Annotated in this window: 12 protein-coding genes; all 12 read right to left on the bottom strand. The window is 36.7% G+C overall.

Annotated elements, in window-relative coordinates; genetic code table 11:
- Window positions 1-93: 93 nt before the first annotated feature.
- The 12 genes from HUN22_RS10285 to HUN22_RS10230 all read right to left on the bottom strand — a co-directional run bounded on the left by HUN22_RS10285 (window position 94) and on the right by HUN22_RS10230 (window position 13,986).
- A complete protein-coding gene (locus tag HUN22_RS10285) occupies window positions 94-357 on the bottom strand; it encodes a PAAR domain-containing protein (protein ID WP_174728798.1) in 264 nt (87 codons plus the stop codon).
- 16 nt (window positions 358-373) lie between these two features.
- The gene (locus HUN22_RS10280; protein WP_174728796.1) at window positions 374-1,141 is read right to left on the bottom strand and encodes an OmpA family protein; all 768 of its coding nucleotides are present in this window, start codon (window positions 1,139-1,141) and stop codon (window positions 374-376) included.
- Window positions 1,142-1,143: 2 nt separating this feature from the next.
- A complete protein-coding gene (gene tagF / locus HUN22_RS10275; RefSeq protein ID WP_174728794.1) occupies window positions 1,144-2,103 on the bottom strand; it encodes a type VI secretion system-associated protein TagF in 960 nt (319 codons plus the stop codon).
- A gap of 37 nt (window positions 2,104-2,140) precedes the next feature.
- Window positions 2,141-5,968, bottom strand: a complete 3,828-nt coding sequence (gene tssM / locus HUN22_RS10270) for a type VI secretion system membrane subunit TssM (RefSeq protein ID WP_174728792.1) — start codon at window positions 5,966-5,968, stop codon at window positions 2,141-2,143.
- 30 nt (window positions 5,969-5,998) lie between these two features.
- Window positions 5,999-7,408 carry a hypothetical protein gene (locus HUN22_RS10265; protein WP_174728790.1) on the bottom strand — a complete coding sequence of 470 codons (1,410 nt, stop codon included), beginning with the start codon at window positions 7,406-7,408 and terminating at the stop codon, window positions 5,999-6,001.
- Complete coding sequence (gene tssG, locus HUN22_RS10260) at window positions 7,405-8,403, bottom strand: type VI secretion system baseplate subunit TssG (RefSeq protein WP_174728788.1); 999 nt, start codon at window positions 8,401-8,403, stop codon at window positions 7,405-7,407. Before tssG ends, HUN22_RS10265 begins: the two co-directional genes overlap by 4 nt.
- Window positions 8,367-10,178 carry a type VI secretion system baseplate subunit TssF gene (gene tssF / locus HUN22_RS10255; RefSeq protein ID WP_174728786.1) on the bottom strand — a complete coding sequence of 604 codons (1,812 nt, stop codon included), beginning with the start codon at window positions 10,176-10,178 and terminating at the stop codon, window positions 8,367-8,369. Before tssF ends, tssG begins: the two co-directional genes overlap by 37 nt.
- A gap of 16 nt (window positions 10,179-10,194) precedes the next feature.
- The gene (tssE, locus tag HUN22_RS10250) at window positions 10,195-10,671 is read right to left on the bottom strand and encodes a type VI secretion system baseplate subunit TssE (protein WP_002048404.1); all 477 of its coding nucleotides are present in this window, start codon (window positions 10,669-10,671) and stop codon (window positions 10,195-10,197) included.
- A gap of 78 nt (window positions 10,672-10,749) precedes the next feature.
- Window positions 10,750-11,253, bottom strand: a complete 504-nt coding sequence (locus HUN22_RS10245) for an Hcp family type VI secretion system effector (protein ID WP_016141469.1) — start codon at window positions 11,251-11,253, stop codon at window positions 10,750-10,752.
- A 49-nt stretch (window positions 11,254-11,302) separates the two neighbouring features.
- Window positions 11,303-12,784: a type VI secretion system contractile sheath large subunit gene (gene tssC / locus HUN22_RS10240; RefSeq protein WP_016141470.1), complete on the bottom strand. Its 1,482-nt coding sequence runs from the start codon at window positions 12,782-12,784 to the stop codon at window positions 11,303-11,305.
- The gene (tssB, locus tag HUN22_RS10235; RefSeq protein WP_005041656.1) at window positions 12,777-13,280 is read right to left on the bottom strand and encodes a type VI secretion system contractile sheath small subunit; all 504 of its coding nucleotides are present in this window, start codon (window positions 13,278-13,280) and stop codon (window positions 12,777-12,779) included. The genes tssC and tssB overlap by 8 nt, the downstream gene beginning before the upstream one ends.
- A gap of 16 nt (window positions 13,281-13,296) precedes the next feature.
- On the bottom strand, window positions 13,297-13,986 hold the full coding sequence (locus tag HUN22_RS10230) for a hypothetical protein (RefSeq protein WP_174728783.1): 690 nt from the start codon (window positions 13,984-13,986) through the stop codon (window positions 13,297-13,299).
- Window positions 13,987-14,048: the final 62 nt, after the last annotated feature.

The raw sequence follows: 14,048 nt of genomic DNA, 5'->3' as shown, positions 1-14,048 counted from the left end.
ACAAAATTCAGCTTTATCAGACAAACTACTCATCATTTCAAGCGTTAATATGTTTTAGTAGATATTTATATCTATATAAAAATATCTCTACCCTTATCCTTGATTAACTAAACTCTGTTTTGGCAATAATTTACAGCCACATGATAATGAATCATTTACACGCGCTGCGGATTTTCCCATGACAAGCATATTTGGATCTCCCGATACAATCGTAGAAATCGTTTTGTGTAACGGACAAGTTGCCTTATCTCCTACACAAGCAATTGCAATTCCATCAATTAAAAATGTACTGTTTCCTGAAATGACTTGCCCTCCACCAGTTGTTGGGCATCCAATCGTAATGTAAGGGCTAGCCATGTTCTTCTCCTTATATTTATAGAACAGTAAACTCAATTCGACGATTTTTCTTTCTGCCTTCTGCAGAAGTGTTATCTGCAACTGGCTTAGATGAACCTAAGCCTTCTGTAGATAAATGATCAGCAGGAATACTCTTACTAATCAAATAGTTTTTAACTGCTAATGCTCGATCTTGGCTAAGTTTTAAATTTTTAGTCGCATCACCAGAACTATCAGTATGACCAATAATTTTGACTTTCTTACCACCTACTTTGTTTAAAGCAATAGCCATCTCATCTAGAATTTTTTGACCCGCATCAGTTAAAACTGCGCTACCAGATTCAAACTCAATAATTCGATTTTTAAGTGCATCATCAATGATTTTCTGCTCAGCCTGATTGACTGATAACTGTGAATACAGTTGATATGGTGGCTGCACTAATCCTTGAAAAGATTGAATTGTAGGTTGGATATCTGCTGGATTCAGCATTTTTCCACTCAACTCAAACCGAGTACCATTTACGCTTAATTTCCCTTGCGAAACCTTTTTAAGATCGGGGGTAATCACTCGCGTCACCGAGTCACTCCACCCATTTGGAGCAGCGACGGGTCTCACTTGTATTTTATCTACTACCTGATCAGCACCATAAACAGATTGCATTTTTAATAAGATAGCCTGTTTACTCGCCTCGTTAGGAACCACACCTTCTACAACAATAGGCTGAGCCAAAGCATAATTAGCAATCGCATAGATAAAACAGCCTTTTATGAGCTGTGTAAGTTTAGTTTGATTTCGTTGATTCATTATTATTCACCCAAAAAAGTCTGTCTAAATAGTTTTAAGCCTTGATTTAAACTTAATTGGCGTTGGCATAATGATTGTTCTAGCGTAGCTAAACCAGCATTCTGCTCCAAATAAGTATCAATCCACTGAGCTTCTATTAAAGATACCCAATGTTTACTATCCATATTCTGAGTAAAAATATCGCTCAGGGCTAAAATATCAGCCCCTTGAAAGCCAAAGAATAATACGGGTTGCTCTCGATGTAACAAACCTATCAATACCTCAGTATTATGTTCCTTTAAAAAGCGACAAATAATACTGACCCAAAAGGCTGCTATTTCATAACTGTAAGCGGGATTATTAATAGGCAAAATTAAAACTTTATTTAAGCGACTGGTTCCGTTTTGTAAAATGGGCTGAAGTAATAACCCCAGACCAATCATACTTTGCGCTAACTCATAAATACTGAGTTTCATTAATTGAGCAAATGAGTGCATCGTATGATTTTCATAGAAACCTACACACTCGCGTTCAGTTAAAACCTGAATTTGATTTTGTAAGTGACCTAATTTTCCAAGCAACAGATCCGAATCTTTAATTCCTTTTAAAGCACGATTGTTCTGGAATAAATCAATGAGTACATGTTTATAGCTATATGGTGCATATAGCAAATTATCATACGGCAAATCAATTTCTAATAAATGGCTCAGTACCATTGGAAAAGATCGACCCGAACTATCTTCACTTGCAAGAAGGTTCGCCGCTAAAAACATATTTTCTTTCGGATTCGCAATAAAGAAGTCGAGCGAAGGCAACGTGTTATAAGCGTCCTTAAAGCTGCCCGATTGCATTGCATATTCCAATGCTTCAGTAATCCACTGATCAAGCAACTGTATTAAAGCATTCTGACCTTTTGTTTTTAAAAAGTCGCCTCGTGCAGGACTTTTGCCGTAATACAAAGGAGTTGTTTTTAATGTTTGCATTATTGCTCCTCCTTTCGCATAGAGGTTATTTTCCATGTCATGGTTTAACTCCCACAGAAGGCTGAGCAAGTGCTGAAACAGGATTTTCTGTTTTTGCTGGAGCAGCTGCTTGAGCTGGCGCCTGCTGAGCAGACACCACACGAGCTGCTTTGTCGGCTGTGACTTTATCCACTAGTTGCATACCCGCATAACCACGGCTTGAACCAATACTGCCAGAATTACTGCTGATCAGACGGAAATTCATTTTTACAACTAATGATGGGTCGGTTTTACTACGCCAAAGCATTTCAAATCCGCCATTTTGTTCTTTACGCTGAGCACTATCAATTAAGCGGTTAATACCGTATTCACCCGGCTCATCAAAAATCGTATGCGTTTGACCTTGTAAATCTACAGCGGTAATTCGAGCGCCCGGAATACTGCCTTGATTTGGCCAAATGAAGTTCACCCACTGTTGCACGCCATTTTCATAAGTCATACGCTGACCATCGATATCAACGGTATATGAAAGTAACTGCGGGTTTGGAATTGGGTAGAACTGGAAGTTCGATTGGTTAGTTGCTGGTGCCGCCGTTGGAGCTTGAGTATTCAACTCACCAGTTGCCATACCATTGGCTGGTGAAACATATCGTTGGAAATTCATGACGAATTGAGGATTTAAACTAATTCCCAAATCCTTCCAAGTTTTAGAGGTTAATGTATAACCACGACGAATCACAAACGGATCAAGGCTTTCTTTTACAAAGCGAGAAATACTACCGTTCTCCCCCAAGATTTGACCAATTTCACTACTTGTCGCCTGTAAAGAGGCTGATGAGTTAAATGGATATTTCTTAGCAAGATTTGCTGTAAATGGTTGATAGGCTTGCATTACCCATAATTTGTTAATTTCGTCTTGGGTCGGTGTAATTAAACTTTCAAAAGCTTGTGTAAGTGGACTAACTACCAATTTTTGTAGTAATCGCTGATCAATTTCATTGAAACCAACCGCCATTTTTTCATCTACAATTTTTTGAGTCTGGTTAAATACAGACGTTTGCTCATTTAAGGTCTGTTTGACCAATGTCATCGCATTAGGACCAACTTCACCTGCATTTTTAAGCTCGTTAAACTTACTACGAACCAGAGCTAAATTTGTCATATACTCATCAAGCAATGACTTACCTTGTTGATCATCGCGTTTGCGAACCAACTGGTAGAACATTTGATATTCTTGAGAAATAGCGCCTTGGGCATTGTTAGCCACTTGATTAGTAACCTGCTTGTCATCATGATTTAAAACTTTACGTTTAAACCACGCAATAAATCCCTTTTGTGGAGCTGCAAGCTCAGCTTGAACCACTGGATTATCCCAGTTTGTTTCGACTGCAACTCTTTCAATTAATGTTCTAATTGGAGAGTTTTGTGGTTCACCTAAAACATCAATATTTTTTACTTGCTGAGCAAATTGGCCTGCTTTAGCATAATGAATACCACTTAAAAACTTTCTCCATTCCGCAATATATTCTTGTTTATAGAGAGCAGTCAGTTGCTTTCTAATTTGCTCTGGACTACCTGAGAAAGTTAAATCATCAGATTGACGACTATTTAGCACCCAATCTTTACTATCTGTTGGCTTATCTGCAGCCTCTTCAATTGCTTTTTCTACATAGTCATTCCATGCCTTTTGAGTAAATACGCCAGGCAATGCATAACTTCCTAACACAACATTTTTATTGGCTTCACCCACGATCTGACTTACAGTCAACGCAGGGAAACGTACTGCTGCACGCATTTTTATTTCGTTATAAACACGATCACGAGCTGGCATACCTCGAACAACAGAGAGCAATACTTGACGTGTTTGATCAACAATTTGAGAGTCAGCTTCTAAAACTGGGAATTGTTTATCATTTGCCAAAGTCATTGCGTAAGATAAGATCTGTTCAGCTTCTTGGATCATATCTGCACGCGGCATTTGACCTTTATTTGCATCTAACCAAGAACGCCAGAAACGCGTAACCTGATCGCTTAGATGACTTGCATCCATATATTGCGGATTGCTCATCATTAAATAAGCTTTTAGTGCGTTATAAGCATCTTGAGGATTGGTATCTGAAGGTTCCAAATATTGTTGAGATTGAGCAGTTTGCTTAATCTCCACATTGGTATGATTCGCTTTTAAGGTTGCTTCATTATTTTTTACACGTTGCAAATATTGAGCAATATTTTGCTGTGTCGGCGTTAATACAATCTGCTTAACACCTTTTAAATATTCGGCTTTTAGCTTTTCACGAAGCTCATTGCCCTGATATAAACCAAAACTAAACTTAAGTGGTCTATTTTCATCAAACTCATCTAGCTGCTGTAGACGTCTTTGAAGAATCAATAAAGCTTCTAATTGGGTAGACAATTGCTGACCAGAGGCTCTTTCTAATTGAACTACCTTATTTAAGTCAGCTTGCACTTCACCAATTAATTGCTGGTTGTTACGATAAGACCAAACCCATACACCCAAAATAATTGAAACACCCGCTAAAGCACCAATAAATGCAATATAGCGCTGACGTTTTCTGCCCGTATTTACATGCTGCTTAACTAAGTCTTTATCTTTTAAAATAACATCTGAAAATAGACCATTTAAGAAATAGCCATGATTAGGGGTATTTTTTGAATAATCTTTTAAATCACTTTGAGCAATTTGAGTCAGCTTAAATTCTTGTGCAATTTGTTCAGTCATTGGACTTTCAATTACACCTTCCTGCAAAGCACTCGTGAAATAAAAACCACGGAAAACAGGTTGAAATTGATACGGATTATCTTCAAAAAGTGTACCGATAAAGCTTTTTAAAGCTGGTTTTAATGTTTTAAATTCTAATGGGAAGGTCATTACGCTTGGTGAAATATTTTGCGAATGACGGCGACTTAAATGAGTCGAACTTACGCCTTTTAGACCATCGTAAAGGATATTGTAATGTTTTTCGAACAACTCTACAGCATTATGCGAAGAACTCTGTTCATATGGAAGCGTTGCACCCCATGCTTGGTTGTATTCTTGGGCTTCGTAAAATTCGAAGAACTCGGTAAAACCCGCAATCAAATCCATCTTTGAAAAGACTAGATAAACAGGTACAACCACTTCTAGACGTTCAGTTAAATCTTGAATACGTGCACGTAAATTTTTAGCAAGCTTTAATGAGTTTTCAGGACTTTGACTAATGAGCTCAGCAATACTAACAATGAGAATCAAACCATTGACTGGCGCTTTAGAACGATTCTTTTTTAAAATATTTAAGAAACCTAACCACTCAGAATGATCTTCGCTATAAACAGAATAACGACCTGCTGTATCGAGCAAAATACCCTCTGTTGAGAAGAACCAGTCACAATTTCGAGTACCACTCAAACCAGCAGATACCATTTTCTGATGCGTTTCTTCGAAAGGAAACTTTAAACCAGAGTTATAAATAGCCGAACTTTTCCCTGCTGCCGGATTACCAATAACCATATACCAAGGAAGCTCATATAATGCAGCATTCCCTTTTTTATCACCCAACTTAGATTTACGAATCAATTGAATTGATTCTTTCATCTGTTGATTAATAAGCTGAAGCTCATCTTTATCTTTATTTTTGCCATATTCAGCTTGGTTATCTTTTTCAATTGCTTCAGCTAGCTCTTCGCCCTGAGCCTCATGCTTTCTTCTTTGAATGAGCCAATAAATACCATAAACAATTAGACCCAAAGCATAGGCAGTAGCTAAAGCCCAGAATATATGACGAGGAATTGAAGTATATGAAGACATCAATGCCACGAACAATGACACGGCGATAATTGCTTTAGGATTCGTGATGTACTGCCACAAGTAGCCTAAAATTGTATGCATTCTATTCTCGTTCTAAGTCCAAAGTTTAAATTAGTTATTCAACACCATCGCATCATCTTCTGAATTTTCAGTGACACTTTGCACAAATGTATGTGCTGACACCGTATTCTCTCCAAAGATAAAAGGAATGATATGTTCAGGGAAATGCATGCTCAGCATAAAGCCATAAATATCAGCTAAATGTTGGGTATGCCCTAATGAAGATTTCACATAAATATAGTGATGTGGTTCTACAGGTGTTTGAAGAAAGTGTTGCTGCAATTTCTTCGAAACTTTTATATCCGTCTGATCTGACAGTATCAGTACATAAGGATCTTCACCTTCATGTTGAGGTAAGTCATGAAATTCAAAATTAGTAAAAAGCTTTGCCGTATCTTGTTGGCCTACAACAACTTTTAGATTTTTAGCAGGTTCTAATTCTTGAATTTTTACTAAAGGATCAGCAAGTAAACAGCTTGCTGCAAATTCAGCAGGAATATAATCTTTAATCATCCAAGACTTTTCATCGACTAGATCCTGATCAATTTCGGAATCGGCTACGAGCAAAAAGAACATCTCGTGTTCTCTTTTATGAATACCTTTTAATAGGTGTATCAGCTCTTGGTAAGCCAGTTGCTCTCCAAAAAAATGATATTCAATATGGATCTTTTGAGCAGGAATGCCAATCTCAGCAAAAAACTCTAAAATTAATTCATTACTTTGGTCATCATTCCAGATATGTAATAAATCTTCAGAAAGAAGGATATGTAGATTTAAGCGATTTAAACGATAAACTTCGACTATCGGCATTTGAACATCATCATATTCAGACTCAGGATCCACCCATGCCGGATGCATATGATATTCACGTGCTTGCTGCGACTCATAAAATAAAGTTGAACGTTTTAAATGCTCTGCAAGAAGATATAAGTTTTCTATATTTTGTTCTAATTGCTGTTTTATTAATGACATCATACGAACTTGTCGTGGAGATGCATACTCGCTCTCCTCATGATTATCTTCATCCAAGTCTTTAATTCGGTAAGATAAAAGAGGCAATCCGTAAGAATTTAACAGTTGATCATCCAGCTCTGGACTTTTAAAGTTTTGTAGCTGCTCAATAATGCTTTCATTCTCACCGAGTGCATGTACAGCAAAAGAAGAGTAAATATTAAAATCTAGCTGTTCAAGTGGTGCATCAGTTACCGCAGTTTGTTTTTGGTTAGCATCACCTTTATCTTGATTTATAGCTTGTTCTTTCTTTTCTTTATAATTTTTATAAGCGCTATAAACTAACCATGGCGATAAGATCACCAAGGTAATAACTGCTGGTAACATCAAGAAATAAAGGAAAAAATCTCCTTTATCTGGATTGTATTGAACATCACGCCAGTAGAAAATAATAATTCCACTAACCACTGAAAATATAGCAATGAACGAGAGTAATATTTTTTTAATCATATTGTCTCTCCAATAAGGCTATAGCAAGTTTCATGGTTATGTACTTTTGGTTGTCGCGATATGAGAAAAGAACCCTGCCCTAAACCACTCTCGTTATTGTGAGTTAAGCAAATGGGTTGTATTTCTGACTCATCCAAGATAAGCCGCAAATCTATCGATAAAGTTGGACTACACCAAGTTTCCACGAGTTTTTTAAGCTTTAAGCTTAACTCTTGATTTGGTAAGAAACTGAGATATTGCTGCCGTTTTAATGGTCCAATTTGAATTTCAATTTTTCCATCAATCTGTTGAATGGTTTCCCCACAAAAGGTATTAACGCCAAGTAAACTCGGCTGACTTCCGCCTAAAGTTGTTAACTGGTCACTCGCTAACTTAAAAGATTCTTGTACAAATTCTTTAATCGTAATGTCATGTTTAAAAATACATGACAGCATCGTTTTTAATGCATGGACTGTATTATTTTGTCCCTGCATTAATCCTGAAAATTCTGCAAAATATTCATCTAGATCAGCCTGTTGATGCTGTGATCGCACATAGCCATTCAAAGCATGCAGTATATCTAAATAATCGTTTTTATGTTCTATCTCATATCTAATCGGCAGATTATAGGTAATACTAGACTCTACATATTGAGCAGTAAGCTTATGATTAAATAAGCTTAGAAACTCTTTAGTCTCAGCTCGTTGCTGACGCGGAGCTTGCTTAATCTTATTCGTATACGTATAAGGTAAAGCACCTTGTATGCCCGTAAGACCAACGATTAAATTCGTGATATAAATCCGCTCGTCCGTTAATTCTAAATTTTCAATCTCTGTAGCAGGAAAATTTAAATTAAAGGATGTCTCAAACTTAAAATGATCACTCCAAGATGAACTAACTGTACGATTTGAATCGTGTCTTAATAGCCGTGTGGCTTGGATAAACTCAAAAGACTTTGGCTTTGTAAAGAGCTCAGCTGTTACAGAAGAGTCTTGCCACCAACGTTCTGAATGCATTGGTATAACTCCTGCTGAGATGAATAATCCTTAACAACCAAATCAACAAAACTATTAATTTGAACCTTTAAATTAAAAACACGACTTAACAATTGGCTAAAAATGTATAGGCTATGACCTCTAAATACCGATGAATCAATTTGTAACTCTGCCTTTACTCCTCTTACAAACATTGGGAATGGCTTTCCATCTACAAGTTTGTGAGTAAGTGAAAATTCAAGATGCTTGATTGATTCAATTATTAGATAGTTTTCTTTTGATAAAGGTAAGTTATATAACGCAAGTAACTCTTTAATATGAGATACCGCATCACCTTTCATTAAAGCTAAACTATTTAATGAAAGATGCGAAATAACACGCCACTGCTCACTCTGGCTTTGACCAAATTGATAAGGTTTTGTAGGTCTTTTTAAAACAATGGCACGGCGAGCCAAACTACTATCATTTAGATTTAATATATTATTCGACTGTCCTAATGCTTCATGTGGTAAGTCACGATTTGAGCATAATAGTTTAGTACTAATAAAATCCGAACGTGTTGAAGAAGGATTTAAGTTTTTTGAAATAATTGAATAACCCATTTCGACAAAATTGGGCTGTAGCTTTTGATAATTCACCGAATAGAAAAAACGCGCCGTGTCAGCATGATAATGACTCATGGCAAAAAAAGGCAGCACTGGAACATAGCTTTCTTCTTGACTTGTTTTTTCACGAACCATATTCATTTCAGTAATTGAATACACCTGATAAAACTCAGGATGATGAGCATCTGTAATCAGCGGGTATTCTAATTGCTTATGTACAATCTTTTGTGGTTCAGCATATTTTTCAAATAAATTAATGACTGGTGTAGTAAACAACTTAAAATTAGCGACATTTAATTCAGAATAATTTCGCACTACAGCTTGATCATTTAGATTTAATTTAAAATGTATAAGCAGTTCAAAATTACTATCTTCTAGAGATAAGCGCTTTAAAAAACCTAAATCGAGTTTCAGATAATTAAATTTTTCAGGAAAACAAAAATATTCCATCAGCAAACGATAAGCATGATGAGTATGCTGATCGAGTGGCAATAGACTTTCTTGCTCTGAAAAACCTGTTAACTCAAATGGATTTTTATCCAGTTCAATAATTTTCTGCCCTATTTTAATGGCAAAAGTTGTTCCCTTCTTAAAAATACTGTCTAGTACTTGAAGCGGAAAATTAGAAATTGCATCTAAATAAATAGGTAATTTTTCGCTTATTAAACATACATGTGCATGATTAAAAATTTCGAACTTAAAAGTTAAAGTTGCATTTTGACTTAAATGCATATGTGCACTAGGTATGCTTTTAAACTCTAGCGCTTGTAAATTTATAGGGAGTAATTTGACTTCTTGCGTAGTATTAAACTCACACTGAACCCCTTTAAAGCTACGTGACTTCAAGACTGTGTGAGCAGGAACAATATGCGCTTCTGTGAGCTGCTTTATTTTATTGATATCTTCAAAACTTATTACTGAACAAGCCGGAAAATGACGTAAGTATTGGGGGAACATCACCTCAAATAAAGAACGTGTAAATACGTCATAACTATCAGCAAGTTTTTTATCAATACGAGCCGAAATTAATGAAAAAGCCTGTATAAGACGTTCAATATGCGGATCATCGATCTGCTCTTGATTTAAAGATAGACGCTGAGCAATTTTCGGATATTTTTGAGCAAATTCACGAGATTGCTGACCAAATTCCTGTAGTTGTTTTTCGTAAAAAGGTAAAAGCTCTTCTATCACAACACACCCACTATGCTTAGGTTCTCGCTGAAATTACATATTGCTGCGTTGTCGGTTTTAACAATGCATCAAAAACGACAGGTTCATACAGTGGATGAATATTTAGATACGCCTGAATGCTTAAACACAATGCCCCCATATTGTGCCCATCCAACAACATCTCTACCCGTATTTGTCTTAATCTGGGTTCATGAGCTGCAATTGATTGTTCAATTGATTGGCAAATCTTGTCTCGATCTAGCGGATTAGCTGTAGAAAGCCCCACAAAATCAATAATACCGAACTGAAGTATAGATTTTTTAACTAGTGGATAATCATCGACTACATGATCCAACTTAGCGACTCGACTGTTAAGCAAGTCTTCTAAATCTTTTGCTACCGATTCTCTTAATTGCTGAATAGAAAGACCTTTTGCATAATCTTCACTTTCAGGAATTAATCGGTCAAACAAAGTTGAACGAAAACCATATGGATAAAGCCGATCTAAATTCATTCGAGTTCACAACAAGCATGCTTAAAGACAGCAGAGGCTAACTTTAAGTCAGCCTCCACCAAATATTCACTTAAACAATTACGCTGCGTAAGAAGCAGTATTGTTAGAAAGTGACCATTTCTTAGTAACAGCACCTTTAGCAGTACCGTTAATATCTTGTTGATTGTAAGTCCATTCAACAGCTGCGTATTTCAAACCAAACGCTTCTGTTGGAACACCTTCTTCATTAACTGTTGGAGTAACACTAGAAACTAGAACATGTTTCAATTTGATTTGTAAGTACTTGATGCGCTTATCACCATTTGCACGGTAGAAGTCGATTTGTACTTCATCAAATGTATAACCAGCCGAACATGCTTCCCATAATTTCGGGCTAGTTGCATCTAGGTCTTTAACAAAAACCATATCTGAATGTTCAACACGTTCAGCAGTATGACCACCAACACTACTTGAAGTAGCAGATTTAGGTTGACGAATGTTGTGAGACCAAGAGTTAACTTCTAACCAGCCTTTGTGCTCAGCGTCACGAGACTCTCCGTCAACTTTATACTTACCACGAAACTCAACGTATATATCTTTCATTTAGAACTTTCCTATTTGTAATTTAAAGTTATTCTTTCGCTGACCTTTATTAATTTGAGGACTGAGGTAACTCAGTGACAAGTCGTAAAGAAACTGACAACTCATCCAGCTGGAAGTGTGGTCGCAAGAAAACCACAGATTTGTAGTGACCTGGTTGAGCAGGATCTTCTACAACTTTTACAGACGCTTCACGTAGAGGGTATTGAGCTTTTGCTTCTTGAGAAGCACCATCGTCAAGTAACACATACTGTGACAACCACTCATTTAAAAATGCTTCAACATTTCCTGCAGAAGCAAAGCTACCCACTTTATCTCTCATCATTGCTTTTAAGTAATGAGCAATACGTGAAACGGCCATGATGTACTGAATTTGACTCGATAAAGCAGAGTTAGCATTTGCTGTATCATTGTCATATTTTTTAGGTTTTTGAGTTGATTGCGCGCCAAAGAAAGCCGCGTAATCAGTGTTTTTACAATGAACTAAAGGAATAAAGCCTAAATCGCTCAATTCTTTTTCACGGCGGTCAGTAATTGCAATTTCTGTTGGGCACTTGAATACCACTTCGCCATCTTGTGTTTTAAAAGTGTGTACAGGCAAGCCTTCGACTAAACCACCACCTTCAACCCCACGAATTGCAGCACACCAACCATGCATATCAAATGCATTTGTTAAACGAGTACCAAAAGCATAGGCAGCGTTCATCCACAAATATTCATTGTGGTTCGCACCCGAAACATCTTCAGCAAAGTTAAACCCTTCTGTAGCTGTTCCTTCTTTTGGATGATAAGGAAGACGACCAAGCACATGTGGCAATGTTAAAGCGACATAACGAGCATCTTCACTGTCCCGGAATGAACGCCATTGCACATATTCAGCTGTTTCAAAGATTTTTGAAACATCTCTAGGACGATCAATATCTGTAAATGATTCTAGCCCAAGAATGCTTGGGCTAGCGGCCGAAATAAATGGCGCATGCGCTGCTGCAGCAACATGAGAGATTTGCTCAAGCAAATACATATCAGAAGGTGTACGGTCAAATTCAAAATCACCAATGAGTGCTGAGTATGGCGCACCACCAAAAGAACCATATTCTTCTTCATAGATTTTCTTAAACAAAGTGCTTTGATCAAAGTCTGTAGCACCTTGGAAATCTTTTACTAACTCTTTCTTAGTCGTATTCAACATACGAATTTTAATAAGAGGGTTAGATGGAGTCTCTTGACAGAAGTAATAGAGACCACGCCAAGTTGATTCAATCTTTTGGAATTGCTCATTGTGCATGATCTGACTTAATTGATTTGAAATCAGAGCATCAATTTCCGCAATACGCTTATCAATTGATAAAGTCATATTTTCAGAAACTGTAATTGTTCCTGCCATTACTTCTTTAGCAAGCTCACCGATTAAGCTTTTAGCACGCGAATGTTCTTCTTCATTTCGAGCAATACGACTTTCTTCAACAATCGAGTCTAAAAGAGTAGCTTGTTCATTTTCAACAAGTGGCATTGCTGCAGATTGAGTATTATTCATGATCAGCCTCCGCACTCAATTTACGAATCTGATCTGTATTTTTAAGAACTTCATCAAGTAAATCTTCCAAACGTTCACTGTTAGAAATTTTGTTTCTTAAGTCAGTTAAACGCTCACGTGCTTCAACAAGTTTTTTTAATGGATCAACCTGTTGAACAACATTTTCTGGACGAAAGTCTTCCATTGACTTAAATGTTAAATCAACAGCGATTTTACCGCCCTCTTCTGTCAACGTATTATCAACTTGAAAAGCAGCTCTTGGAGACAATGACTCCATAACTTCATCAATATTATCTAAATCAACATTAATGAATTTTTTATCTTTTAATTTTGTACGCTCAAGCTCAGATGCAGCCGAAAAATCACCCATCACACCCACAACGAATGGTAGTTCTTTCGCTTCTTTTGCATCACCAATTTCGACATCATATGTAAGTTGAACACGTGGAGGTCGAATTCGCTGAAGCTTCTTTTGTACGCTCTCTCTCTTAGCCATAAGATTCTATTCCGGATTATTTAATTAAAGGGTCAAAAGGCGAACTTTTTGATTTATTCACAGTGGCTGCAGGTGCAGTTTTAGGTTTTACTGTAGTCGTCTTTGCTGGGCTTGATACTCGTCTATTTGAAGTTCTAGAAGTACTCGCTTTATTACGCGTTACATACTGTTTTTTATAACTTCTCTTTTCATTATCATCTGAGCTACTATCAGAACTTGCTTTAAAGCTCGATGGGTCAGGAGCAGGCATTGCAGTGTGAATATTTTCAATTAACTGCTTTGCAGGAGGATAAGTCACATCATTGCTTAAATATCTCATTTCCTGGGTACGCATTTGCTGCAAAGAATTATTTGCAATGCTCACACCAGATAAAAACAAGACATCTGTTATTAATGAACCGCGTATATTTTGACTTTGCAATTGACTTGCTAAATTCAATGCTTTAACTGGTTGATTGGTTTGATAAAACCGCATAGCAGCTTTAGCTAATAAATCATTTTTTTGAGTTGTATTATCGCTATCACAAACTTGTTTAAAAATATTCAATAACTCAGGATCATTTTGACCTTCAGCTAAAGGGTTCTTCTTAATACAACTTTTTTTAAGTTTTACAGGCTCTAGTTCTGCTGCTTGAGCATATGATAGACCGATAATGTTTCCAGTCAAAAAAAGTATCAAAATACTTCGTTTCAACACAACTTTCATTCCTCTGTTTTCTTATTTATTCAAGGTCTTACTGAAAAGTTAATATTTTTAAAACATTAAAA

The organism is Acinetobacter lactucae (genome assembly GCF_013344765.1).
In the GTDB taxonomy this organism is placed as follows: Bacteria; Pseudomonadota; Gammaproteobacteria; order Pseudomonadales; family Moraxellaceae; genus Acinetobacter; species Acinetobacter lactucae_A.
The sequence above is the reverse complement of the archived record's forward strand: the minus strand, read 5'-3'. Positions and strand labels throughout refer to the sequence as shown.

Coding starts and splice junctions, on each gene's coding strand:
- HUN22_RS10285 (WP_174728798.1), bottom strand. CDS start 357: ATGGCTAGCCCTTACATTACGATTGGATGCCCAACAACTGGTGGAGGG.
- HUN22_RS10280 (WP_174728796.1), bottom strand. CDS start 1,141: ATGAATCAACGAAATCAAACTAAACTTACACAGCTCATAAAAGGCTGT.
- tagF (WP_174728794.1), bottom strand. CDS start 2,103: ATGCAAACATTAAAAACAACTCCTTTGTATTACGGCAAAAGTCCTGCA.
- tssM (WP_174728792.1), bottom strand. CDS start 5,968: ATGCATACAATTTTAGGCTACTTGTGGCAGTACATCACGAATCCTAAA.
- HUN22_RS10265 (WP_174728790.1), bottom strand. CDS start 7,408: ATGATTAAAAAAATATTACTCTCGTTCATTGCTATATTTTCAGTGGTT.
- tssG (WP_174728788.1), bottom strand. CDS start 8,403: ATGCATTCAGAACGTTGGTGGCAAGACTCTTCTGTAACAGCTGAGCTC.
- tssE (WP_002048404.1), bottom strand. CDS start 10,671: ATGAATTTAGATCGGCTTTATCCATATGGTTTTCGTTCAACTTTGTTT.
- HUN22_RS10245 (WP_016141469.1), bottom strand. CDS start 11,253: ATGAAAGATATATACGTTGAGTTTCGTGGTAAGTATAAAGTTGACGGA.
- tssC (WP_016141470.1), bottom strand. CDS start 12,784: ATGAATAATACTCAATCTGCAGCAATGCCACTTGTTGAAAATGAACAA.
- tssB (WP_005041656.1), bottom strand. CDS start 13,280: ATGGCTAAGAGAGAGAGCGTACAAAAGAAGCTTCAGCGAATTCGACCT.
- HUN22_RS10230 (WP_174728783.1), bottom strand. CDS start 13,986: ATGAAAGTTGTGTTGAAACGAAGTATTTTGATACTTTTTTTGACTGGA.